Below are 22,752 nucleotides of genomic sequence, written 5' to 3' on the forward strand. Positions count from 1 at the left end.
AAGAGCGGGTCGCCATGGCGATGGCGCCCGTAGGCGACCATCCCAGGGAGGCCCTATGCGCAGCACATCGCCGACGCCTGTTCGCTACCGCTTGCGTGCCCTATGTTCCTGAGCCCGGAAAGCCTATCCCTGCCGCTGGCCATCGCGCTGTTCGTCGCGACGGCAGCGTTGATCGGCGTGGTGGGGACTCGGCTGGCGCGTATCGTCGATGAACTGGCCGATCGAACGGGATTGGGCGAGGCGATCGCCGGGGCGGTACTGCTGGGGCTCGCGACGTCGCTGTCAGGGATCGTGCTGTCGGTCTCGGCGGCCTGGGGCGGGCGGGCGGAGCTGGCGATGAGCAATGCGCTGGGGGGGATCGCCGCCCAGACTCTGTTCCTCACCGTCGCCGACATCTCCTACCGGCGTGCCAACCTCGAGCATGCTGCCGCTTCCCTCGGTAACCTGCTACAGGGGGCGTTGTTGCTTTGCCTGTTGTCCCTGTTATTGGTGGGACGCTTCTCCCCCGAGCTGACGCTGTGGCATGTCCACCCGGTCACGCCGCTGTTGTTCTTCGGTTACCTGTTCGGCCTGCGCCTGATCCACCAGGCGAAATTCGAGCCCATGTGGAGCCCTGCCCAGACCCTCGAGACGCGCGCCGACGAGCCGGATGCCGCCTCGGCAGGACGAGCGCTGACCGGGCTCTGGTTTTCGTTCGTCGTACTCGCCGCGATGCTGGGTGTGGCCGGCTGGCTGATGGAACGCAGCGCCACGGCACTTTCCGCGACCACCGGCCTCGATCAGGCGGCGATCGGCATCCTGCTGACCTCGGTGGCAACTTCGCTGCCGGAGCTGGTCACCACGGTCGCCGCGGTGCGGCGTGGTGCGCTGACCCTGGCGGTCGCCGGGATCATCGGAGGCAATGCCTTCGATACGCTGTTTGCCGCCGCCGCCGACGTCGCTTACCGACAAGGCTCGATCTATCACGCCATGCCGGATTCGGTGTCGCTGTGGATCGCACTGTCACTGCTCATGACCGGCATCCTGCTGGTGGGGTTGATTCGTCGCGAGGAGCAGGGGCCGGGGCGAATCGGCTTCGAGAGCGTGGCTATCCTAATCCTGTATCTGGCCGGTATCGCCATGGTACTGATCGGCGGCGAGGGCGGCGGGGATGCCTCCTAGCCGCACCGCGTCATGCGGCTATAGCGCCGTAGCGTCGAAAGCGCCGTCAATGGCCGTTTGCCATACGGCATCCTCGAGGTCGGGACGGTAGAGTCGCAGCGTTAGACGGTAGGGCAGCAGGTCGCGGTCGGAGAGCGTCAGTCTCGGCGCGGTGGCCTCCAGGCGGCTCTCCAGTTTCCATTGCCGGGAGCGCCCCTCACCGCTCATGGCGGGGCGCCAGTCGATCACCTGGGGGCCGTCGGTGGCGCCCAACAGGGCTCGGGTCAGGTTTTCCAGAAAGCGCTCGCTCCCGATGCCCAGGCTGTCGTCCACTTCGGGCGCGACCAGCAGCAGCACTTGATCTTCGGTCGGCTGCAGTGAATCCACCTGGAGCACCCGGTCCACGGCGCGCTCGCTCAGGTTCTGCAGCGCACGGCGCACGGGGTCGGGCTCGGGGGGCTGGCCGGCACAGCCGACCAAGAACAAGGCCAGCACGGTGACCAGGACGGGGAATCTCAGCATCGGCTCAGCGGTTCCTGGGCGCGCAAGGGGCTGCCGGGCACCAGCTCGGCGACGAAATCGTCCAAGACGGTGAACAACGATTCGCGTATGGATGCGGCCTCGTTGACCAAGTGATGGCGTGCCTCGGGATGGCGATGAATGCGGGCATTGGGGAACTTGCGCTCGAGCACGCCCAAGTTCCATTCCCAATCCACGGTAAGGTCCTGTTCGCCCTGCAAGATCAGTGTCGGCAGTTCGCAGGGGGGCAGGGCGAGCAGTTGCGGCATCCAGCGGCGCATGGCCTCGACCCAATTCAGCGAAATATGGCAGGGCTGGAGCGGGTCCTGCTCGCGCAGGAAGGCGGCGAACTCGGCATCGGTGGAGTTGGCGCGGAACTTGCGCGGCACGCTGCGCACGAAAGGGCCGACCAGCCGATGCAGCCAGCTCGCCTGCGGCCAGCCGAAGGGGCGTACCAGCGGCGCGAGCAATGCCAAGCCGGCCCAATGGCCCGCGTCGGGATGAGCCAGTGCATCGGTGGCGAGAATCGCTGCGCCCGTGCTTTGGCCGATACCGACCCAAGGGCGAGGTGCCAGGTCGCGTTCGCCGAGCTGGGCCTGTAGGGCGTGCAGGCACTCGCCGTAGTGGGCGAAGTCGTCGATGCAGGCACGCCGACCGCTGGAGAGTCCATGCCCGGGCAAGTCCCACAGCACGACTTGCCAGCCGCGGCTCAGCAGGCGCTCCAGCAGGTGCCGGTAAAGCCCCAGATGGTCGAAGTAGCCATGCACCACGAAGATCGTGCCGATCGCTTGGGCCGGTCGCCAGACCTGTGTCCATAGTCGAAAGCGATCCGTCCCCAGGTAGCCGACGTAGAGACCGACATGCTCGGTGAGCAACGGGGCCAGCCCATAATGTGCGAGATAATCGCTCAGCGGCGGCTCGCCATCCGACCTGAGGGGGGCAATAGGGCCCAGGGCCTGCAGGGGGCTAAAGTCGGTCATGGCATTCTCCAGCGGCATACGGCGATTCATTGGCCTTTCCTACGGTGTGATTCCGCGTGGCCAGGAAAGTTTACCTGTCGGCATGCCGCCTAGCGATGTGAAAAGCATCAGCCATGGGGACGGTAGTTGACCGTTTGGTCAGAATGCATGATCTAAACCCTTTGTCTAGTGGGGTTGACCCAGCCTCGGGTTTACATGTGGAACAGTTTTCCACAAAATTGGCGCCATCGCAGTGGTTATCACCCCCACGACCCCCAACATGGCGGCAGGCGGTTAGCACGCTACCTGCCTTCCCGCACGAGGAGATCTTCATGTCCGAACGCGTCACTCGCCATCGTCTTCAGGTGGCCGCCGAGCTGGACCGTTTCATCAATGAGCAGGCGCTGCCGGGTACCGGCATCGATGCCGATGCCTTCTGGGCCGGCGTCGACGCCATCTTTCACGATCTGACGCCGAAGAACCGCGAGCTGCTGGCCGAGCGCGACCGATTGCAGGAGCAGCTCGATACCTGGCATCGCGAGAATCCCGGTCCGGTGCGCGACATGTCCGGCTATCGCGACTTCCTCGAGCGGATCGGTTACCTGTCCCAGGCCCCGTCCCAGGTTACGGTTTCCACCGCGAATGTCGATCGCGAGGTTTCTATCCAGGCCGGGCCGCAGCTGGTGGTACCGGTGAGCAACGCGCGTTACGCGCTCAATGCCGCCAACGCGCGCTGGGGCAGCCTCTATGATGCCCTCTACGGTACCGACGCCATCTCCGAGGAGGATGGCGCCGAGAAGACCGCCGAGTACAATCCCAAGCGTGGCGAGAAGGTCATCGCCTACGCGCGAAGCGTGCTCGATCTGGCCGCGCCGCTGGCCACCGGCTCACACCGCGATGCCGTCAAGTACGTCCTGCGCGACGGTCATTTGGTAGTAAGCCTGGAAGGCGGCCAGGAGACCGGCCTGAAGGAGCCGGGCAAGCTGGTCGGTTATCAGGGCGATGCCGCCAGCCCCCAGGCGATCCTGCTGGCCAACCACGATCTGCACCTGGAGATTCAGATCGATCCGGCGCATCCGATCGGCAAGACGGATCCGGCCGGTGTCAAGGATCTGCTGGTCGAAGCCGCACTGACCGCCATCATGGACTGTGAGGACTCCGTGGCGGCGGTGGATGCCGAGGACAAGGTCGGTGTCTACACCAACTGGCTGGGCCTGATGCGAGGCGACCTGTCCGAGCCGGTGGAGAAGGGCGGCAAGACGTTCACTCGCCGCCTGCACGGCGACCGGACCTACACCACGCCGGATGGCGGCAGCCTGACGTTGCCCGGCCGCTCGCTGATGTTCGTGCGCAACGTCGGCCACCTGATGACCACGCCGGCGGTGCTCGACGCCGACGGCAACGAGCTGCCCGAGGGCATCCTCGACGGTATCATGACGAGTCTGCTGGCCCTGCATGACCTGAAGAAGCGCGAGAACGAGCCGCGCAACTCTCGCCAGGGCTCGGTCTACATCGTCAAGCCGAAGATGCACGGCCCCAAGGAGGTTGCTTTCTCCAACGAGCTGTTCGGCCGCATCGAGGATCTGCTGGGTCTGGCCCGCGATACGCTGAAGATGGGCATCATGGACGAGGAGCGCCGTACCTCGGTCAACCTCAAGGCATGCATCAGCGAAGCCGCCTCGCGCGTGGTGTTCATCAACACTGGTTTCCTCGACCGCACCGGCGACGAGATGCACACCGCCATGGAGGCGGGCCCGATGATCCGCAAGGGCGACATGAAGCATGCCGCCTGGATCGGCGCCTACGAGCGCAACAACGTTCAGGTCGGCCTGGCCTGCGGCCTGCGCGGTCGCGCCCAGATCGGCAAGGGCATGTGGGCCATGCCGGACCTGATGGCCGCCATGCTCGAGCAGAAGGTCGGCCATCCCAAGGCGGGCGCCAACACCGCCTGGGTGCCGTCACCCACCGCCGCGACCCTGCATGCGCTGCACTACCATCAGATCGACGTCACCGCCGTCCAGCGCGAGCTGGAAGCGCAGGGCGAGCCCGACCTGCTCGACGACCTGCTCACCGTGCCGGTGGCCGAGAAGGCCGGCTGGTCCGACGAGGAGATCCAGCAGGAGCTCGACAACAACTGCCAGGGCATCCTCGGCTATGTGGTGCGCTGGGTCGAGCACGGCGTGGGTTGCTCCAAGGTGCCCGATATCCACGACGTGGGTCTGATGGAGGACCGTGCCACGCTGCGGATCTCCAGCCAGCACATCGCCAACTGGCTGCACCACGGCGTGGTCGACGCCGAGCGCGTGCGCAAGACCCTGGAGCGTATGGCCAAGGTGGTCGACGAACAGAACGCCGGGGACCCGGCCTATACGCCGATGTCGAGCGACTATAGCCATTCCAGCGCCTTCCAGGCCGCCAGCGACCTGGTCTTCAAGGGTCGCGAGCAGCCGGCCGGCTACACCGAGCCGCTGCTGCACCACTGGCGTGCGGTACACAAGGCGAAATAACCGGCTCGTCGCGCGTAGTCCCAAGAGCGTGGCGTTAAGCGCCCCGGGTACCCGCCCGGGGCGCTTTGGGTTATGTTGACGCGTGCGTCGGCCGCTTCGAGTCGACGAGCCGCCCGACAAGCATAACCAGGAGCCCGCAGATGACCGTGATGACCGCCGCCGCCATCGAGGACTTTCTCGACGAGGTATTCCCCCAGCGTGCGGGTACCATCGAAGGGGTCGATCATATGCGGGCGACCATGAGTCTGGCCATCGAGGACGAGCATCTCCGTCCCGGATCCAGCGTTTCCGGCCCGACCATGATGGGATTGGCCGATGTCTGTCTCTACGTGGCGATCCTGGCCCAGATCGGGCCTGAGCCGATGGCCGTGACCACCGACCTCAACTGCCACTTCCTGCGTCGCGCGCGCGGCGATCGCGACCTGATCGCCAATGCTCGAATCATCAAGCTCGGCCGTCGCCTGGCGGTGGGCGAGGTGCAGCTCTTCTCCGCCGGCGACGAACGGCCCGTGGCGCATGTCACGGCGACCTATGCCATCCCCGACGCCGACTGAGCGTTCTTCGAATGTGCCGGCGCTCGGGTGTTCGGCTTAGGCCGCCCTGGCGCGGAACGCGCACACCGCGAGTGCCAGCCAGCCGCCGATCAGCAGGACACCGCCGAGGGGCGTGATCATGCCCAGGCCGCGCATGCCGGTCAGGGCCAGCACATAGAGGGAGCCGGAGAACAGCAGCATTCCCGTTGTCCAAAGGCCCAGTACGAGATATTGGCCGCGATAAAGGCATGAAGCGCGCCAGGCCAGCACGCCCACCATCGCCAGGGTGTGCCACGCTTGGTAGCGTACGCCGGTTTCGAAGACGGCTGCCAGGCGCGGCGACAGCTGGCCCTGCAGGGCGTGAGCGGCGAAGGCGCCCGCCATCACTGTCAGGGCGCCCGACAGCGCCGCACCGCTCCACCAGAATCGGTCCTGCATTGCGCTGCTCCTGTATGAGTGGGGATGATACCTACCGTACCGCGGGGGGCCTGAACCGGCTACAATACGCCTCCGCGACACTCGTCAACGTAGAGAGGATGCCATGCAGATCCAGCTCAACGGTGAGGCCAAGCACCTTGCCGCCGGACTCACGGTGGCGCAGTTGATCGACAGCCTCGGCCTGAGAGGTCGACGCATCGCCGTCGAGCGCAACGAAGAGATCGTGCCCAAGAGCGAGCACAAAATCACGCGGCTGGTCGACGGCGACCGCATCGAGATCGTCCACGCCATTGGTGGCGGCTAGTGAGAGACGCCTCGCACGATCGCTCCGACCCAGGCCCCCCGGACCAGAGAAAGGCACATGCGATGACAGATTTCCTCCAGGACCAGCCGCTGCGGATTGCCGGCCACGCCTTCACTTCCCGTCTGCTGGTCGGCACCGGCAAGTACAAGGACTTCGACGAGACGGCCGACGCCATCGCCGCGTCGGGTGCCGAGGTGGTCACCTTCGCCGTGCGTCGCACCAACCTGGGGCAGGACGCCGATCAGCCGAACCTGCTCGATGTGGTCCCGCCGGATCGCTTTACCTTGCTGCCCAATACCGCCGGTTGCTACACCGCCAAGGATGCCGTGCGTACCTGCAAGCTGGCCCGCGAGCTACTCGACGGGCACAAGCTGGTCAAGCTCGAGGTGCTGGGCGACGACTCGACGCTTTACCCCAATGTGACCGAGACCCTCAAGGCGGCCGAGGAGTTGCTCGCCGACGGTTTCGACGTCATGGTCTATACCAGCGATGACCCCATCGTCGCCAGGGAGCTCGAGCGCCTGGGCTGCTGCGCGATCATGCCGCTGGGTTCACTGATCGGCTCCGGCCACGGCATCCAGAACCCGCATAATATCCGCCTGATCATCGAACAGACGAGCGTGCCCGTGCTGGTCGATGCCGGGATAGGCACCGCTTCCGATGCCGCCATGGCCATGGAGCTGGGTTGCGACGGCGTGCTGATGAACTCGGCCATCGCCCACGCCCGCCAACCGGTGCTGATGGCAAGTGCCATGAAAAAGGCCGTCGAGGCCGGGCGCGAGGCGTTTCTTGCCGGACGCATGCCGCGTCGCCAGACCGCCGACCCCTCCTCCCCCTTTGCCGGCCGCATCAACGGCTGACCATTCGAGCCCAGCGATTTCCATGAGCGATCCGCAACGCGATACCGTCACCTCGAGCACCGGCCCGGAAGGGCCGGACGCCCCTTTGCACCGCCGTGGCATCAAGAGCTATGTGCTGCGCGCCGGGCGCATGACCCAGGCCCAGACACGCGGCCTGGAAGAGGTCTGGCCGAGGCTGGGCCTGACCCTGGCCGACGGCCGCCAGGATCTCGATTCCCTGTTCGGTCGACGCGCGCCGCGGGTGGCGGAGATCGGCTTCGGCATGGGCGCCTCGCTGATCGAACAGGCTACGCGGCATCCCGATACCGACTTCCTCGGCATCGAGGTGCATGCGCCCGGCGTGGGCAAGTTGCTCGACGAGGCCGACAAGCGGGGTCTGACCAATATCCGGGTCTATCGCGAGGATGCGTTGGCGGTGCTCGAGCGGTGCCTGCCGGAAGCGAGCCTCGATACCCTGCAGCTGTTCTTTCCCGATCCCTGGCCGAAAAAGAAGCACCACAAGCGGCGTATCGTGCAGCCCGCCTTCGTCGAGCTGATCCGGACGCGGCTCAAGCCCGGCGGTCTGCTGCACATGGCCACCGACTGGCAGGGCTATGCCGAGTGGATGGCGGAGGTCATGACCGCCGCACCCGGTTTCGTCAATACGGCGTCTGCGGAGACGGCGCCCTATGTGCCGCGCCCCGACTTTCGCCCGTTGACCAAGTTCGAGGCACGTGGCGAGCGTCTGGGCCACGGCGTGTGGGATCTGATCTTCGAACGCCGCAGATAGCCAGTAACGCTCCGGCTCCTGCCAAGACCATGCCCGTCATGCCGGCCGTTCCCGGACGTTCGCCGAACATGATGGCGGCCCATAGCAGGGTCACGCCGGGAGTAAGGTGCACAAGTGAGGAGGTCAGGGTGACGCCGAAACGGCGCAGGCTGGCCACGAAGAAGCCGTAGCCGCCCAGGCTAGACAGCACCACCAGCCAGGCGAGCGCCGCCAGCGTGAGCGGTTCCGGCTTGGGCGGGGGCAGCTTGCCTCCTCCGTCGAGCAGCGCGGCGACCAGAAAGATGCCGGTGGCGGCAATGAGCTGTGCCAGCAGCGCGACGGGCAGCGGCAGCGTGGCCGCTCTGCGCACCGACAGCAGGCTGCCAAGCGTTACCGAAGCGACCGACAGTAGCGGCAGTGCATAGGCCCAGGCCGGCGCTCCGCGCTCGCCCCCCAGGTCGTCCCCCACGCACAGCGCCACGCCGATAAGGGCGAGCGTCATCCCCGTCCAGCCTCTTCGCCCTAGGCGCTCGCCCAGCAGCGGTCCCGCCACGGCCGCTGCCAGAAGTGGCTGTAGTGCGGTGATCAGCGCCGCAATGCCGGCACTGACACCGAATTCGAGGGCGAGGATGACCCCCAGCAGGTAGCCGCCCATGGTCAGGCTGCCAATCAGCATCTCGTAGCGGACTTCGCTCCCTGACACCGGCCGGCGGAACGTCAGGTACCACCACGCCCCGACCACCAGCGCGGCCAGCAGGAAACGCCACACGAACAGCGCCAGTACCGGCATGTCGGCTTCGGTGGCGAGCCGTCCGCCGACGAAGCCGGAACTCCAGCACACCACGAACCCGGCGGCGATCATCAAGGATACGATCCGGTTCGGCATGTCGGGTCCTCCTCTGCTGGGCTCGGGGTGCTGGGTTGGGGGACCTTGAGCTTGGCGATTATTCCAGCTTCAATGAAGCGAAACTTTTTGCAGAGAGAGTTCAATATGTCTGAAGTCGGAGCGGCCGCGCTGGATCTCGAGCTGTTACGCAGCTTCCAGGCCGCCGCTCAGCTCGGGTCGCTGGCGGCGGCGGCCGAGCAGCGGCATCGCACCGTCAGCGCCATCAGCATGCAGATCAAGCGCCTGGAAGCCGCATTGAACGCCAGGTTGCTGGAGCGCGGTCCACGCGGTGTCATCCCTACCGCGACGGGCGAGGCGCTGCTGCAGGAGGCCCGCGAGCTGCTCCGCATGCATGATGGAATCGTGGCCCGCTATGCCGGCCAGGGGCTGCGCGGCCGGCTGCGCTTCGGCTTGCCGGAAGACTATGCGCGCGCGCTGCTCGGTGACGTGCTGCCGGAATTCACCTCGCGCCACCCCGATGTGCTGCTGGAGGCCGTCACCGCCACCAGCGGCGAGCTTGGCCGCCAGTTGGGCCGCTCGCGACTGCACCTGGCCGTGGTACTCGATCGTCCGGTACCCCTGCCGGGAGGCGAGACGCTGTGGCGTACGTCTCCCGTCTGGGCGGGGCCGCGTGCCGCCGGCCTGGCGGACCGGGAGAGCCTGCCGCTGGCATTGCACGAGGTTGACTGTCCCTATCGGGCGCTGGCCACCGAAGCTCTGGAGCGGCTGGGCAGATCCTGGCATGCGGTGTTCACCAGTACCAGCATTCACGCCGTCGAGCGGGCGGTGGAGATGGGCCTGGCGATCAGCGTGCTCGATCGGGAGCGCCTCACCCCCGCCATGCGCGAACTTGGCTCGGCGGAGGGGCTGCCTGCGCTCGACCGCTGCGAAGCACGGCTGCACTTCGCTCGTCATATCGAGGCGGAATCGCGCCCCGCAGTGGAGGCGCTGGCCGCCATGCTGCGTGAGCGCTTGCAGGAGCGGGGCCCTTGGCGGGGGGGCGTAACGGTCTAGTAGGGGCGGGCAAGTCCCGGCTGAAGAAAGGGATAAAGGTGCGAGGCCAAAAAAAGCGCCCTCGGGGAGGGCGCAGGCAAGACCGTGACTAGCAATGAGGGGGAGAAACCATAGCGGGAAACTGGCAATTCCCCTAATGGCCGTGATGCCTCATCAACATCACGCCTTCAATGTAAGCCATTCTCATTATCTCTGTCAACACGAATACGAATATTTTTTATTCAACTTCCTGCCAAGTGTAGCCACAGCGGCAGCGTCGCCATGGCCAGGAGCGTCTGCCCAGTGATCAGGGCGGCCATCAGCTCGGCATCGCCACCCAATTGGCGGGCCAGAATATAAGCCGATGTGGCGGTCGGCAGAGCGGCGAACAGCAGCGCCACGTCGCGACTGACCGCATCCAGCCCCAGCAGTAGAGACAGCGCCAGCACTGCGGTGGGCATGAGCGCCAGCTTGATCAGATTGGCGGCCCAGACTCCACGATCCAGGCGCAGCAATGCCTGAGGCCGCAATGCCACGCCTACCGCCACCAGTCCCAGCGGCAGTGCTGCGCGCCCCAGCAATTCCACTGCGGCGCCACTCCAGCCGGGCAGTCCGATTCCCGTCAGATTGAGGCCGATGCCCGCCAGGCAGGCGAGAATCAAGGGATTGCGACACAATGCCGCCAGGCTCTTTCCCAGGCTGGAGGGGCCGAGCGTGCCGGCAGCGATGAAGCTGGCCACGCAAAGCACGTTGACCAGCGGTACCATCAGCGCCACGGCCACTGCTGCCACGGTGGTGCCGGCCGTGCCGTGCAGTGCCGCGGCCCCGGCGACGCCGACATAGGTATTGAAGCGCAGCGCGCCCTGAAAGACGGAAGTGAAGGCCGCCGCCTCGAGCCCCAACCGACGATGCGCCAGCCACAGCAGCGCCGCGAACAACAGCATGCCGCCCAGCAGGGCCACGGCCAGGCGCACGACCATGACCTCGCCGACGTCGGCGTTCGCCAGGGTGGCGATCAGCATGGCGGGAAACAGCAGGAAATAGATCAAGCGTTCTAGCTGGGACCAGAAGTCACCGTTCGGCTGGCGCAAGCGGCCCAGAAGGCCTCCCAGCAGGATTAGCAGGAAGAGTGGGCCCAGTGCGTCGGCGACGCTTTGCATATCGGTATCCTTGTAGCGATTGGCCATTAAATGAGCGTTAAACCCTGCGACAACGGTACACGCCTGGCCGGAAGACAAATGCTGTTAAGCTTACCGCTCTATCCGTTAAAGTGCTGCTTTCGCCGCCATGACTTCACCCTCTCTGCCTGATGCTGGCGAATCCCGTTTCCCGAGATTGCGTCTGATGATGCTGGCCACGCTGATCACCCTGTGCGTGGCGCTGTGGTATCTGGCAGCCCAACTGCTGCGCGGCGAGTCCGATGTCGATTGGTATCTCGCCACGCTTCCCTGCGACCTGCCTGCCGCCGCCTGTAGCGCCAGCCTGGGTGGGGCGCGTCGGCTCACGCTCAGCATCGACGCGCCGGGAGGAATCCGCGCGCTCGATCCGCTGCCGCTGAGAGTCGAGGTCACGGGAGTGGACGCCCAGTCCGTACGCGTCGACCTGATCGGTCGTGACATGGACATGGGCTTGCATCGCTTCCCTCTCGAAGCGGAGGATGGGGGACGGTTCGAGGGGGTCGTTCAGGTACCCATCTGTACCGAATCGGTGATGGCTTGGCAGGCCGAAGTCGTGGTGACGACTCCCGAGGGTCGGCTGGGCAGCCGGTTCGATTTTAGCGCGAAACGGAGCGGATGATGATGGCGAATCGCATGGGAATGGCGCTCGTCGCCCTGATGCTTCTGGTAGCTGTCGGTGGCTTCTTCGGCTACCAGCAGTTACAAGAGGAGGACGACGGCATGCCTTCAGGTGGGCCCGTGGAACTGCCCTCGACACGAGGCGATTTCTCGCTGACCCAACTGGAGGACGATCAACTGGCGGTGCTGTTCTTCGGATACACTCATTGCCCCGATGTCTGCCCCATGAGCCTGGCGGTGATGCGTCAGGTGATGCAGGGGCTGAACGAGGAGCAGCGAGGCCGGGTGGTGCCGGTACTGATATCCGTGGATCCGGAACGCGACACCCTGGATCGGCTGAGCGAATACGTGAGCTTCTTCGGCGACGACTTCATCGGCGCCACCGGCAGCGAGGAGCAGCTCAAGGAGCTGGCCGATCGCTATGGGGTGGTCTGGCGGCGGGTGGAAGCGCCCGACTCGGCCATGGCGTACACGGTCGACCATACCTCGTCGCTCTATCTGGTGGATCGCCACGGCAAGATTCGCCAACGCGTCCTCTATTCGCCGACGCCGCAGCCGCTGCGCTCGGCGCTGCACAGCGAGCTCGGCATCGGTAGCTGACCGGCCTAGCGTTCCGGACGCGCCTCCAGCCGGTCGATCATCGCCATCAGGGCCCGCACCTGAACCCCCTCACGGGTATCGTGGAGCGGATCGAGCTGCCAGGTGCTCTCCGCGAACCCCCACCAGTCCCAGCAGCCCTGGGGATTGGCGAGGCTGGTGGTCGCCTGCGGATAGAGCACCACTCGCCGGTTGGCCGCGGCCCACTCGTTGAGCCCGCTGTGGCGTACGAACGCATTGTCGATCTGTTCCAGCGTCATGCCGCAGCCGTGCAGCGCGACGGTCAGACCGCAGCCGCCGGACTCGCATGCTTCCGGTATCAGCACGTAGCCGATATCTCCCAGGCCGCGCGCATCGAAGGGTGTTTGATCGAAGGGGATCAGACGTGCGGCATCGTCTTCCGCGGGCGGCTTGAGCTCGCCGTGCAGCCAGCTCAAGGCCTCCCCCGCGATGTCGAAACCGCAGGCCAGCAGGTGGGTTCCGCCGCCGTCCCGGCACTCGCCCAACTGGCTCGGCGACAGCCGCTCGTCGGCTTCGACGGGCCAGCCATGACCGACGCCGGACGAGCGAACCACCTTGAGCTGAATGTCCGGCTCGGCAAGCCAATCCTCGAGTTGCTCGGCCAGCGCCTGACCCAACGAGGGGTCGATTACCCCATCCTCCTCGCCGTACCAGACGAAAGCGCGCAGCGCGGCCAGGTCCTCCTCCTCACCCACCAGCTCGCGCGCTCGATAGTCGCGCAGGCGGATGGCGAGCTCGTCCAGGTCGGGGTCGCCACGGCGTGTCGTCATGCACTGTCCCAACGCACGCCCCAGGCCACCCTGGGCACAGCTCCAAGGGCCGGCGGCGAGTGCCGCCAGGCCCCGAAAGCGCTGGGGCCAGGCCACCGCGAGCTGGGTGGCCATATAGCCACCCGAGGAGACGCCGATGAGGCTGATGTCATCGGGATCCGTAGCGAGCGGCGGTAGTTCGGACGGGGGGCTCTCGGCCCGCGCGCCGGCGGTGAACAGTAATCCGGCCAGCAGGGCGGGCAGTAACGGGGCCGGGCGGATATCACTCCATGACATTGAGGAGTTCGACCCGGAAGATCAATGTCTCGTTGGGGCCGATGGGGCCCTGGCCCTGGGCGCCATAGCCAAGCTCAGGGGGAATGTAGAGCATCCAGGTGTCCCCAACGCTCATCATCTGCAGGGCTTCCTGCCATCCCTCGATCACCTGGTCCACCCGAAAACTCAACGGCTGCCCGCGCTCGAAGGAACTGTCGAAGACGGTACCGTCGACCAGCGTGCCCTCGTAATGCACTTCGACGTGGGAAGTCGGTCCGGGGCTTTCGCCGTCGCCGCTCTCCAGCACCTCATACTGCAAGCCGGAATCGGTCGTGGTGACCTCCTCGCGTTGGGCATTCTCTTCGAGATAGGCCTCTCCTTCGGCGTGATTCTGCTCGGCCAGCTCTTCAGCCTCGGCCTGCCGGGCGGCTAGCGCCTCTCGCTGGAATTGGCTCAGCGTCTCGGCCATCTCGTCAGCATCCATGGCCGGCTCGTTGCCTTCGATGATGTCGCGAATGGCGTCGGCGAAGGCATCCACATCGAGGTCGGAATATTCCTGAGCGATGCTCTGGCCGTAGGCAATGCCCAGGCTATAACTGAGACGCTCGTCCTCTGTTTCCGGTGCGGCCAGTGCGACTGGCGCCACGGCCAGCAGAGCGGCCACGGAGGCGAAAGTCAGCAGTGTCTTCATGCAGAGTCCTATCGAAGGTTCATGGGAGCGGTCGGCTGACCTCATTATCGGACTCTAACAGGACCGGTTCGGTTCCGCACTCGCGGGGCGAACCGGCCCGGCGGTTATACCACCAGCGTGGGGCAGCGAGCGGAACCCGCCACCCGTTGGGCGACGCTGCCCAGCAGCAGGCTCTTTTCGCCATTGGTGCCCTGCGCGCCGATCACGATCAGGTCACACTCGCGCTTGAGAGCGAAGCGCACGATGGTGCGCGAGGGTCGCCCACCCTTGACGAAGGCGCGCAGCTGGGTCGGGTCAGCGCCAAGTGCCACGGCCTCGCTCTTGGCATGCACGGCGATCTCGGTGGCGTACTCCTTGAGCGCGTCGTCGGGAATGTCCAGCTTTGCGGGACGTACCATGGAGAGCGAGGCTTCCAACAGGCTGTGGTGCTTGAACACGCACAGGATGTAGAGCTCGGCACCGGTCAGCAGATGCAGCGCCACGGCCTTTTGCAGGGCCTTGAGGGCCCCCTTGGAGCCGTCTACCGGTACCAGTATTCGATTGAACATCACCGTCTCCTCAGCTCGGTTTCGCCGTCAGGTGAACGCCACGTCGCGCAGGAACAGGGCGATCTGCGGGAACATGATGATCAACGCCGCCGCCAGGATCAGTATGAAGATGAACGGTGGCGTACCGCGAATCACCTCCCAGTAGGGTCGCTTGAAGATGGCGATGGCGGTAAAGATGTCGCAGCCAAAGGGCGGGGTGGCCGAGCCGATCGCGACCTGTAGTGTGATCAATACCCCCACCAACACCGGATCGAGGCCCGATGCCGCGATCGCCGGGGCGAAGATCGGCGTCAGCACCAGAATCACCACGATAGGGTCGACGAACATGCAGGCGATGAAGAAGGATACCGAGATCGCTATCAGCACGCCGATCGGCCCGGCCTCGTTGACGCCGAACGCGCCCAGCAGGGTCTGGGGAATCTGGGCGAACGAGATGATCCAGGAGAAGCCGTTACCCACCGCCACCAGGATGAATACCACGGCGGTGATCAGACCGGTGGACTTGGCGATGGTGTACATGTCCGGCAGCCGCAGCGAGCGGAAGATCACGAACTCGAGCAGAACGGCATAGAGCACACACGCCGCCGCGGCTTCGGTGGGGCTGAAGATACCGCCATAGATACCGCCGACGATCAGCACGGGGAAACCGAGCGGCCATAGTGCGTCGCGTACGGCCCTGGCGCGTTCCTTCCAGTTCGACTTGGGCTCCGTGGGAACCTTGCGAACGATGGCATAGATCACGCAGTAGACCGAGAACATGGCCAGGATCAGCAGGCCGGGACCTATGCCGGCGATGAACAGCTCGCCGATGGACGTCCCGGAGATGACCCCATAGATGATCATGCCGATGCTGGGCGGAATCAGAAAGGCGATATCGCTGGAGTTGATGATCAGTGCCAGGGTAAAGGAGTCCGAGTAGCCGGCCTTGAGCATGCGCGGTCGTAGCGGCGAGCCCACCGCCACCACGGTCGCCTGGGTCGAGCCCGACACGGCGCCGAACAAGGTGCAGGAAGCGGCGGTGCTGACCGCCAGGCCCCCCTTCACGTGGCCGACGAAGCTCATGACCATGTCGATCAGGCGTCCGGCGGATTGGCCGCGGGTCATGATGTCGGCGGCCAGGATGAACATCGGCACGGCGATCAGGGCGGTGGGGCGGATGCCCCCCATCATCTGCTGGATGAGGGTTTCCATCTGTCCCAGGCCGCCGAAGGTCAGGAAGAAGCCGACGAAGGCTGCCGTCGCCAGCGGAATCATCATCGGGAATCCCAGCAGGAGGAGCACGATCATGATGGAAAGTATGATGGGTGTCATGGTTATTGTTCCTCGGCCCTGCGTCAGACTTCCGTTTCCGTATCCTTGTACCCATCGACCACGTGGGTCGACAGATAAACGTCACGGGAGGTGAGATTCTTGATGGCGGTGAGCAGGTACTGGATCCCGGTAATGGTGAAACCCACCGGTACCCAGAGATAGATCATCCATACCGGAACGCTAAGCGATGGCAGGACACGTCCCCGGCCGTATAGGGTTTCGATATAGCCGATGGAGAAGTAGCAGAGCACGAACATCACCAGCGAGGTGAACAGGCAGATCGCCACCATCAGCCAGCGACGAGCGCCGGTGGGCAGCGCATCATAGAAGGCGGACATGCGAATGTGCCGACCGTGCCGGGCCGCATAGCCGAGACCGGCAAAGGTAACCATTACGATGAGGATGCGGTTGATCTCCTCGGAAAAATGCAGGCTTTCGCCAAGGGCGAAGCGACTGACCACGTTGGCGACGGTATTGACGGCCATCAGGATCACGCCCAACGCCAGGATGGCCGATTCGGCGCGGCTGATCCAGGTGTCGATGATGCCGAGGGGGCCAGGAAGGGTGGAGCGGTAATTCTTCTCGGATTCTTCTTCAGTCATGCGACCGATCTCCTGGGGACTTCCCTGCAAGATAGTGGAGCGCTTTCCTCGACCTCAAGGGTAAGCAACGGCACGCCAAATAGGTGCCGAAGCCTTCAACGCTGTTTGGCCGGGAAAACGCACCGATCGGAAACGTAAGGGGGTAGCCGGTTGGCTACCCCCTCTGCTACGGCAGGCCGCGGCGGGCTTACTCGTTGGTCACGGCTTCCAGGTCGGCCTTGAACTGCTCGAGCAGCTCGCGACCGCTTTCGCCGGTCATTTCGATGAAGCGCTCCTCGACCTGCGGCGCGCGCTCGCGGAAGGCTTCGATCTCCTCTTCGTCGAGGCGCGTCACGGTCACCTCGTCGGAGTCCTCCTGAATCTTCTGCAGGGACTCCTCGGCCAGACCCGAGATATGCTCGATGGTATGGTCGTAGGCCGCTTCCGAGGCCTGGCGGATCAGCTCCTGGTCCTCTTCGGAGAGACCGTCGAAGAAATCCTTGTTGGCCATCATTGCGGTGGTGAACCAGCCATGGCCGGTGAACACCAGGTGCGGCGACACCTCGTAGAGGCCGCCGGATTCGATCCAGAAGATGGGGTTCTCCTGACCCTGCAGAATGCCGGTCTGCAGCCCGCCATACACCTCGCCCCAGGGCAGCGGGGTCGGGGTGGCGCCAAAAGCGCGGTAGGTCTCGGAGAGCAGCGGGTTGGTCATGGTGCGGATGTTCTTGCCGCGTAGATCTTCCGGGCTGCGAACCGGCTCGTCCACGGTGATGACCATTTCGCCTTCCGGATACATCTGGAGCAGCTCGAGCCCCTGCTCAGCGTAGAGCTCGGGAAACATTTCGTTGATCGCCTTGCTCTCTTCGAAGAACTCGAGCACGGTCTCTTCGTCGGTGGGCAGCAGGTAGGGGATGAAGAAAATCTGAGCTTCGGGGATCAGTGCACCGGTGAAGCCGGGCGACTGATTGACGAACTGGAGAATGCCGGCCTGCGTCTGCTCCATGATATCGTCGGATTCGCCCAGCTCGCCAAAACGATAAACCTGAACGGTATGATCGGAGTTTTCTTCGATGTACTCCTTGAAGGCGACAGCGAAAACGTCCTGAACGTCACCTTCGAATTCCTCATGCGCATAGCGCCATTCATCGGAATACGCAGCCGCCGACAAACCGAACAGCGCCGCGCCGATACTGGCCGTGGTCAACAACTTGGTTGCCTTCATTATTATGTTCTCCTCGCAGATTGGGCCCGTGAAAGCTCTAATAACAATTACGCATCAACAGGCGTCAGGCAGCCAGTTTGGGCTGCACAGCTTTTTTCAGGCTAGCGTGCCCCCTACAGAGGGTCAAGCTGGCAATCGAGGGTTTGAACTGCCAAAAGTTGCCCTTTTTTCTGTAATTCCCAGCGCGAAGCGAGGTAAATTTCCAGACTTGGGGCATGAGCGGAAAGGGGGGCCAGGCCATGGCCCCGTTCGGCCAAGCGCTGCAGGCGAGCGAGGGTCTCGCGCTCGGCGGCAAGCTCGGCCTGCTTCACTTGCTGACGGACATCGGCGACGCCTGCGTTTCGGGCCGCTTCGGCTTTCAGTCTCCGGCGCAGGCTACGCAGCGTCACCGTGGTCTGCTCCTGCCAGCGTTGAATGGCGGCCAGCTCAGGCATCGCCTCGACGAGCCGCAGTCCATGCCGATGGAGCCAGCAGTGCCAGAGCAGCTCACAGACGTCGATCCCCGCCTCGTCCTGCAGCAGCAGGCAGGCGGTCTCCACGCCGGGCCGGGCATAGAAGGCCAGGGCGAAATCCCATAGCGGATCGGCGGCCAGTTGGGGCCGCAGAACCGTGGTCATTGCGGTAGAATCTCCAAGCATGATCCGGTCGTCGCCTCCGATGCTCCCGCTGCATGAGCGGCATCCGCGATGGTTCTTTTTCCCTGCCAGTCGGAGCCTGCATGATTGCACTGCGCCAGGTTGCTCTGCAACGCGGTACCCAGACCCTGCTCGAGGAGGCCGAGCTGACCCTGCACGCCGGCCAGAAAGCCGGCATTGTCGGCCCCAATGGCGCCGGCAAGTCCAGTCTGTTCGGGCTGCTGCTGGGTACCCTGGCGCCGGATCGGGGCGAGATCGAGATGAGTGGCGGGCAACGCATCGCCCACATGGCCCAGGAAGTGGACGCTCTCGACCGGCCCATCGTCGACTACGTGCTCGACGGCGACCTTGAGCTGCGCCAGACCGAAGCGGCACTGGCCGAGGCGCGGGAGCGGAACGATGCCAACCGCGAGGCCGAACTGCACGGGGCGATCGAGGCGCTGGACGGATACAGTGCGCCGGCGCGCGCCGCCCAGTTGCTGATCGGGCTGGGGTTCGCTCAGGCCGATCTCGAGCGTCCGCTGTCGGCTTTTTCAGGCGGCTGGCGCATGCGCGCCAATCTGGCGCGCACCCTGTTCATGCCGTCGGACCTGCTGCTGCTCGATGAGCCCACCAACCACCTGGACCTCGATGCCCTGTTGTGGCTCGAACAATGGCTGGTGCGCTATCCCGGCACGCTATTGCTGATTTCCCATGATCGTGACTTTCTCGACGCGGTCTGCGACCACATCGTTCACTTCGACCGGCGCCGGCTGGTGCTCTACCGCGGCAACTACTCGACCTTCGAACGCACCCGCGCCGAGAAGCTGGCCCTGCAGCAGGCCGAAGCCGCCAAGCAACAGGCCCGGCGAGAGGAGATCGAGCGCTTCGTGGCGCGCTTCAAGGCCAAGGCGAGCAAGGCGCGCCAGGCCCAGAGTCGCCTGAAAATGCTTGAGCGCATGGGCGATATCGCCGTGGCCCACGCCGATTCACCGTTCCACTTCACCCTTCCCGCGGCAGACAAGACGTCTCACCCGCTGCTGGTGCTGGATCAGGCCCGGCTCGGCTATCGCGACGAAGCGGGTAACGAAACGGTGCAGCTCGATGAGGTGAAGCTCACCCTGCTGCCCGGACAGCGCATCGGTCTGCTGGGGCCCAATGGTGCCGGCAAGTCGACCCTGATCAAGTCGTTGACCGGCGCGTTGCCGCTGCTGGGGGGCAAGCGCGTGCCAGGGGAGCACCTCGCCGTCGGCTACTTCGCCCAGCATCAGTTGGAGGGGCTCGACATGGGCGCCACCCCGTTCCTGCACGTGCAGCGGCTCTCGCCCACGGCGAGCGATCAAGCGATACGCAACTTTCTGGGCGGCTTTGGCTTTCACGGCGATGACGCCTTCGGTGAGGTGGGACGCTTTTCGGGTGGCGAGAAGGCGCGTCTGGCGCTGGCGTTGGTGGCGTGGCAGAAGCCCAACCTGCTGCTGCTCGACGAACCGACCAACCATCTCGATCTGGAGATGCGCGAGGCGCTCACCGAGGCGTTGGCGAGCTTCGAGGGCACGGTAATCCTGGTGTCCCATGACCGCCATCTGCTGCGTGCCACCGTGGATGCGTTCTGGAAAGTGGCCGACCATCGTGTCGAACCCTTCGATGGCGATCTGGAGGACTACCGTGCCTGGCTCAAGGCTCGGCTGGAGGGCGAGCGGCGCGAGGCGCGCGCCGAAAGGGCCGAGCGGCAGGCGGTGAGCGCTGCCCCCAAGGAGGACCGCAAGGCGAGCCGCCGCGCCGCCGCCGAGCTGCGCGAGAAGCTGCGCCCGTTGAAGAAGACGCGCGACCGCGCCGAGCAGGCCATGGAAAAGGTGCAGGGCGAACTCGCCGCGGTGGAGGAGGCGCTGGCCGAGGCCGAGCTCTACACCGACCCGGCGCGCAAGGCCGAGCTCACCGAGCGGCTGGCCCGCCAGGGTGAGCTGAAGTCACGGCTGGAAGAGTTGGAAGCCGAATGGTTGGCCGCCGAGGAGGCGCTGGAAGCGATGGAGGCGGAGCTGCAGGAATAGTAGGGCCTGATTCGACGCGGCTGGCCCGGGGCACCGGACCGTCGACGAGGCGCTGTGAACCCATCCATGGGCGCGACCTCCCCCCGGCCCGCTTGCCTGAGCAGCCGTTATGTATGGCCACGGATTGACTGCTGATCAACTCTCCAGCAGAAACGTCACCGGCCCGTCATTGACCAGTTCGACCTGCATGTTGGCGGCGAACTCGCCGCTGGCAACTTTCGGCCAGGTCGCTTCGGCGTGCTCGAGCAGGTAGTGGAACAGCCGCTCGCCGTCGGCCGGGGGCGCGGCGCTAGAGAAGCTCGGGCGCAGCCCCTTGCGGGTATCGGCCGCCAGGGTGAATTGCGACACCAGCAACAGCCCGCCGTCGACCTGCTGCAGGTCGAGGTTCATCCTGCCCGCCTCGTCGGCAAAGACCCGATAGTGCAGCAGCTTGTGGAGCAAGCGCTGGGCGGCGGCTTCGTCATCGCCCTTCTCCACCCCCACCAAGGCCAGCAGGCCATGATCGATGGCGCCTACCCTCCGGTCGTCCACCGTCACGCTGGCGCGGCGCACGCGCTGTATCAGGGCCTTCATGGGCGAGTCTCCTTCTGTCGTCAACTCGCCGAAGGGTATCATGTGCCGAGTGGGTGACGAGACGTTACCAAGCCCTGCACAACATGATGTCGCAGTGCGGCTCGGCGAGCAGGGCCTCGGTGATGTGGCTCTGGCGGCTCAGCTGGCCGCGGCTGCTCAGCGCCAGCAAGTCCGGTGGCTGGCGGCGCAGCCGGGTGAGCAGCACCTCCAGCGGATCGCCCTGTTCGAGTACCAGCTCCACCTCCGGCACGCTGTCGAGTTCGCTCATCAGCTGGTCGGTTTCCCGCTCGAGCTGACAGCGCAGGCGCGCCACTTCGCTATCGCGCCAGCGCGCATAGTGCTGATCGGAGCCCAGGACACGCTCGCCGGCGATATTCCAGGCGTGCAGCAGGGTCAGGCGAGATTCGGGGAAGCGCTTGAGCGCTTCGCGCAAGGTATGGCGGCTCGCCAGCGAGAAATCCACCGGCACCAGGATATCCTCCCAGTCGCGATTGGCCGGTTGGCTGACCGAGAGCACCGGGCAGGGGGCGCTGCGCAGCACCCGCGCCAGGGTCGTACCTGCGATGAGATCGGGTTGGCCGCGCTTGCGATGCGAGCCGAGCACGATCAAGTCCGCATTGCGATCGTAGGCTTCGCGAACGATCTCGGCGTAGGGTGCCCCGGCCACCGTCTGCAGCATCACGCTCGGTGCCGTCAGTGCATAATCTTCGCGCAGGTCCGTCAGCATGGCCTGCATATCGGCCACCACGGCTTCCTCCAGGTCGTGCAGCACCCGGTGCGGGAGGTAGGGGTCGAGCACATGAAGCACATCCAGGCGTGCGCCACTCTCGTTGGCCAGTCGTATCGAGCGGGCATAGGCGGCGCGGTTCTCGGCCGAGAGATCGCAGGCGAACAGCAGGGTCTGGGTCATGACGTCTCTCTCCGTAACGGAAGAAGCGGCGAGCAGACTTCAGCATGGGCGGCACCCGTCGCGGGTGCAAGGCGTGCCTGTCACCACCAAGGGTGAAAGTGATGCACCGGCCCCTGCCCCTGCCCCACGTCGAGCCGCCGGCTCTCGGTCAGTGCCGTCTCGAGCCAGCCCTTGGCCGCGATCACCGCGTCGGGCAGGGTGTCGCCCAACGCCAGGCGGGCGGCGATGGCCGAGGAGAGCGAGCAGCCGGTGCCGTGCAGGTTGGACGTACCGATTCGACTCCCCTCGACCCAGCGCGTCTCGTCGGCCGTGATCAGCAGGTCGGGGCAATCCCCACCGCGCAAGTGACCGCCCTTGAGCAACGTCGCGCCGGCGCCGAGGGCGACCAGTCGCGGCGCCATCGCCATCATCTCATCGCGCGATGCCGGGGTGGCGCCGCTCAGCAGTACCGCCGATTCGGGCAGGTTGGGGGTGATCAGGTCGGCCAATGGCACTAGCACGTCGCGCACCGCGGCGATACCGGTCGCCTCGACCAGGACATCGCCGCTCTTGGCCACCATGACCGGATCGAGCACGATCCAGCGCGGCCGGCGTGCCGTGAGCACGTCGCGAATTGCCTCGGCCACCTCGCGACTGGCGACCATGCCGATCTTGACCGCGTCGATTGTCACGTCGTCGAGCAGGGTGTCGAGCTGCAGCCGGATGAACTCCACCGGTACCGGGTGAACACCGCGCACGCCCCGGGTGTTCTGCGCGGTCAGCGCTGTGATGACGCTGGTACCATAGGCTCCCAGGGCGGAGAAGGCCTTGAGGTCGGCCTGGATGCCGGCACCGCCACTGGGGTCGGAGCCGGCGATGGTGAGCACGTTGGGAATGGAACGGGTCGGGGTCATGGCGTCTTCGTCTCGCATCGTAAAGGGCCTGG

The 22,752-nt window shown here is 65.3% G+C and carries 24 protein-coding genes and 1 pseudogene; 10 read left to right on the forward strand and 15 right to left on the reverse strand.

Features of this window, described 5'->3' with window-relative positions:
* Positions 1-102: 102 nt before the first annotated feature.
* Complete coding sequence (locus tag F0A17_RS16580) at positions 103-1,161, forward strand: sodium:calcium antiporter (protein WP_149329462.1); 1,059 nt, start codon at positions 103-105, stop codon at positions 1,159-1,161.
* Between the two features lie 18 nt (positions 1,162-1,179).
* Here F0A17_RS16580 and F0A17_RS16585 read toward each other — a convergent pair whose 3' ends face one another.
* Together F0A17_RS16585 and F0A17_RS16590 are read right to left on the reverse strand one after the other, a co-directional pair.
* Positions 1,180-1,662, reverse strand: coding sequence for a hypothetical protein (locus tag F0A17_RS16585; RefSeq protein WP_149329463.1), 483 nt, complete (start codon positions 1,660-1,662; stop codon positions 1,180-1,182).
* Positions 1,656-2,639: an alpha/beta hydrolase gene (locus F0A17_RS16590; protein WP_149329569.1), complete on the reverse strand. Its 984-nt coding sequence runs from the start codon at positions 2,637-2,639 to the stop codon at positions 1,656-1,658. The genes F0A17_RS16585 and F0A17_RS16590 overlap by 7 nt, the downstream gene beginning before the upstream one ends.
* 311 nt (positions 2,640-2,950) lie before the next feature.
* Here F0A17_RS16590 and F0A17_RS16595 point away from each other — a divergent pair, with 311 nt between their 5' ends.
* Both F0A17_RS16595 and F0A17_RS16600 read left to right on the forward strand, forming a co-directional pair.
* The gene (locus F0A17_RS16595) at positions 2,951-5,125 is read left to right on the forward strand and encodes a malate synthase G (protein ID WP_149329464.1); all 2,175 of its coding nucleotides are present in this window, start codon (positions 2,951-2,953) and stop codon (positions 5,123-5,125) included.
* Positions 5,126-5,265: 140 nt separating this feature from the next.
* Positions 5,266-5,679 (forward strand): PaaI family thioesterase, encoded by a 414-nt coding sequence (locus tag F0A17_RS16600; protein WP_149329465.1) that lies wholly within the window; start codon positions 5,266-5,268, stop codon positions 5,677-5,679.
* Between the two features lie 36 nt (positions 5,680-5,715).
* Here the strand turns inward: F0A17_RS16600 and F0A17_RS16605 are convergent, their stop codons facing one another.
* Complete coding sequence (locus F0A17_RS16605; protein ID WP_149329466.1) at positions 5,716-6,096, reverse strand: DUF423 domain-containing protein; 381 nt, start codon at positions 6,094-6,096, stop codon at positions 5,716-5,718.
* A gap of 103 nt (positions 6,097-6,199) precedes the next feature.
* Here F0A17_RS16605 and thiS point away from each other — a divergent pair, with 103 nt between their 5' ends.
* The 3 genes from thiS (at position 6,200) to trmB (ending at position 8,029) form a co-directional block, all read left to right on the forward strand.
* Positions 6,200-6,400 (forward strand): sulfur carrier protein ThiS, encoded by a 201-nt coding sequence (gene thiS / locus F0A17_RS16610; protein WP_149329467.1) that lies wholly within the window; start codon positions 6,200-6,202, stop codon positions 6,398-6,400.
* A 62-nt stretch (positions 6,401-6,462) separates the two neighbouring features.
* On the forward strand, positions 6,463-7,260 hold the full coding sequence (locus F0A17_RS16615) for a thiazole synthase (protein WP_149329468.1): 798 nt from the start codon (positions 6,463-6,465) through the stop codon (positions 7,258-7,260).
* A gap of 22 nt (positions 7,261-7,282) precedes the next feature.
* Positions 7,283-8,029 carry a tRNA (guanosine(46)-N7)-methyltransferase TrmB gene (gene trmB, locus F0A17_RS20830; RefSeq protein WP_149329469.1) on the forward strand — a complete coding sequence of 249 codons (747 nt, stop codon included), beginning with the start codon at positions 7,283-7,285 and terminating at the stop codon, positions 8,027-8,029.
* A gap of 10 nt (positions 8,030-8,039) precedes the next feature.
* Here trmB and F0A17_RS16625 read toward each other — a convergent pair.
* Positions 8,040-8,894 (reverse strand): annotated as a pseudogene (locus tag F0A17_RS16625) (DMT family transporter); the annotation flags it as partial.
* A 105-nt stretch (positions 8,895-8,999) separates the two neighbouring features.
* On the opposite strand from F0A17_RS16625, the gene F0A17_RS16630 reads away from it, so the two are divergent.
* Positions 9,000-9,908 (forward strand): LysR family transcriptional regulator, encoded by a 909-nt coding sequence (locus F0A17_RS16630; RefSeq protein ID WP_149329471.1) that lies wholly within the window; start codon positions 9,000-9,002, stop codon positions 9,906-9,908.
* Between the two features lie 221 nt (positions 9,909-10,129).
* Here F0A17_RS16630 and F0A17_RS16635 read toward each other — a convergent pair whose 3' ends face one another.
* The gene (locus F0A17_RS16635) at positions 10,130-11,047 is read right to left on the reverse strand and encodes an AEC family transporter (RefSeq protein ID WP_149329472.1); all 918 of its coding nucleotides are present in this window, start codon (positions 11,045-11,047) and stop codon (positions 10,130-10,132) included.
* A 184-nt stretch (positions 11,048-11,231) separates the two neighbouring features.
* Here F0A17_RS16635 and F0A17_RS16640 point away from each other — a divergent pair, with 184 nt between their 5' ends.
* Positions 11,232-11,684 carry a hypothetical protein gene (locus tag F0A17_RS16640; protein WP_228716939.1) on the forward strand — a complete coding sequence of 151 codons (453 nt, stop codon included), beginning with the start codon at positions 11,232-11,234 and terminating at the stop codon, positions 11,682-11,684.
* The gene (locus tag F0A17_RS16645; RefSeq protein ID WP_422671012.1) at positions 11,684-12,283 is read left to right on the forward strand and encodes an SCO family protein; all 600 of its coding nucleotides are present in this window, start codon (positions 11,684-11,686) and stop codon (positions 12,281-12,283) included. Before F0A17_RS16640 ends, F0A17_RS16645 begins: the two co-directional genes overlap by 1 nt.
* 5 nt (positions 12,284-12,288) lie before the next feature.
* Here the strand turns inward: F0A17_RS16645 and F0A17_RS16650 are convergent, their stop codons facing one another.
* From F0A17_RS16650 to F0A17_RS16680, 7 genes are all read right to left on the reverse strand, one after another.
* Positions 12,289-13,347: a poly(3-hydroxybutyrate) depolymerase gene (locus F0A17_RS16650; protein WP_228716940.1), complete on the reverse strand. Its 1,059-nt coding sequence runs from the start codon at positions 13,345-13,347 to the stop codon at positions 12,289-12,291.
* Positions 13,334-14,017 (reverse strand): FKBP-type peptidyl-prolyl cis-trans isomerase, encoded by a 684-nt coding sequence (locus F0A17_RS16655; protein WP_149329474.1) that lies wholly within the window; start codon positions 14,015-14,017, stop codon positions 13,334-13,336. The genes F0A17_RS16650 and F0A17_RS16655 overlap by 14 nt, the downstream gene beginning before the upstream one ends.
* Before the next feature lie 104 nt (positions 14,018-14,121).
* The gene (locus F0A17_RS16660) at positions 14,122-14,565 is read right to left on the reverse strand and encodes a universal stress protein (RefSeq protein WP_149329475.1); all 444 of its coding nucleotides are present in this window, start codon (positions 14,563-14,565) and stop codon (positions 14,122-14,124) included.
* Between the two features lie 27 nt (positions 14,566-14,592).
* The gene (locus F0A17_RS16665; protein WP_149329476.1) at positions 14,593-15,876 is read right to left on the reverse strand and encodes a TRAP transporter large permease; all 1,284 of its coding nucleotides are present in this window, start codon (positions 15,874-15,876) and stop codon (positions 14,593-14,595) included.
* Positions 15,877-15,899: 23 nt separating this feature from the next.
* Complete coding sequence (locus tag F0A17_RS16670; protein ID WP_149329477.1) at positions 15,900-16,478, reverse strand: TRAP transporter small permease; 579 nt, start codon at positions 16,476-16,478, stop codon at positions 15,900-15,902.
* A 187-nt stretch (positions 16,479-16,665) separates the two neighbouring features.
* Entirely contained in the window at positions 16,666-17,682 is a 1,017-nt protein-coding gene (locus F0A17_RS16675; protein ID WP_149329478.1) for a TRAP transporter substrate-binding protein, read from the reverse strand.
* Positions 17,683-17,795: 113 nt separating this feature from the next.
* Positions 17,796-18,299, reverse strand: coding sequence for a TIGR02444 family protein (locus tag F0A17_RS16680; protein WP_149329479.1), 504 nt, complete (start codon positions 18,297-18,299; stop codon positions 17,796-17,798).
* Positions 18,300-18,400: 101 nt separating this feature from the next.
* Here F0A17_RS16680 and F0A17_RS16685 point away from each other — a divergent pair, with 101 nt between their 5' ends.
* A complete protein-coding gene (locus F0A17_RS16685; protein WP_149329480.1) occupies positions 18,401-20,344 on the forward strand; it encodes an ABC-F family ATP-binding cassette domain-containing protein in 1,944 nt (647 codons plus the stop codon).
* Positions 20,345-20,479: 135 nt separating this feature from the next.
* Here the strand turns inward: F0A17_RS16685 and dtd are convergent, their stop codons facing one another.
* The 3 genes from dtd to thiD all read right to left on the reverse strand — a co-directional run bounded on the left by dtd (position 20,480) and on the right by thiD (position 22,720).
* Positions 20,480-20,917 carry a D-aminoacyl-tRNA deacylase gene (gene dtd, locus F0A17_RS16690; protein WP_149329481.1) on the reverse strand — a complete coding sequence of 146 codons (438 nt, stop codon included), beginning with the start codon at positions 20,915-20,917 and terminating at the stop codon, positions 20,480-20,482.
* A gap of 64 nt (positions 20,918-20,981) precedes the next feature.
* Positions 20,982-21,827 carry a universal stress protein gene (locus F0A17_RS16695; protein ID WP_149329482.1) on the reverse strand — a complete coding sequence of 282 codons (846 nt, stop codon included), beginning with the start codon at positions 21,825-21,827 and terminating at the stop codon, positions 20,982-20,984.
* 80 nt (positions 21,828-21,907) lie between these two features.
* Positions 21,908-22,720, reverse strand: a complete 813-nt coding sequence (gene thiD, locus F0A17_RS16700) for a bifunctional hydroxymethylpyrimidine kinase/phosphomethylpyrimidine kinase (protein ID WP_149329483.1) — start codon at positions 22,718-22,720, stop codon at positions 21,908-21,910.
* Positions 22,721-22,752: the final 32 nt, after the last annotated feature.

The sequence above is a fragment of the Billgrantia pellis genome, from assembly GCF_008297955.1.
GTDB lineage: Bacteria > Pseudomonadota > Gammaproteobacteria > Pseudomonadales > Halomonadaceae > Halomonas > Halomonas pellis.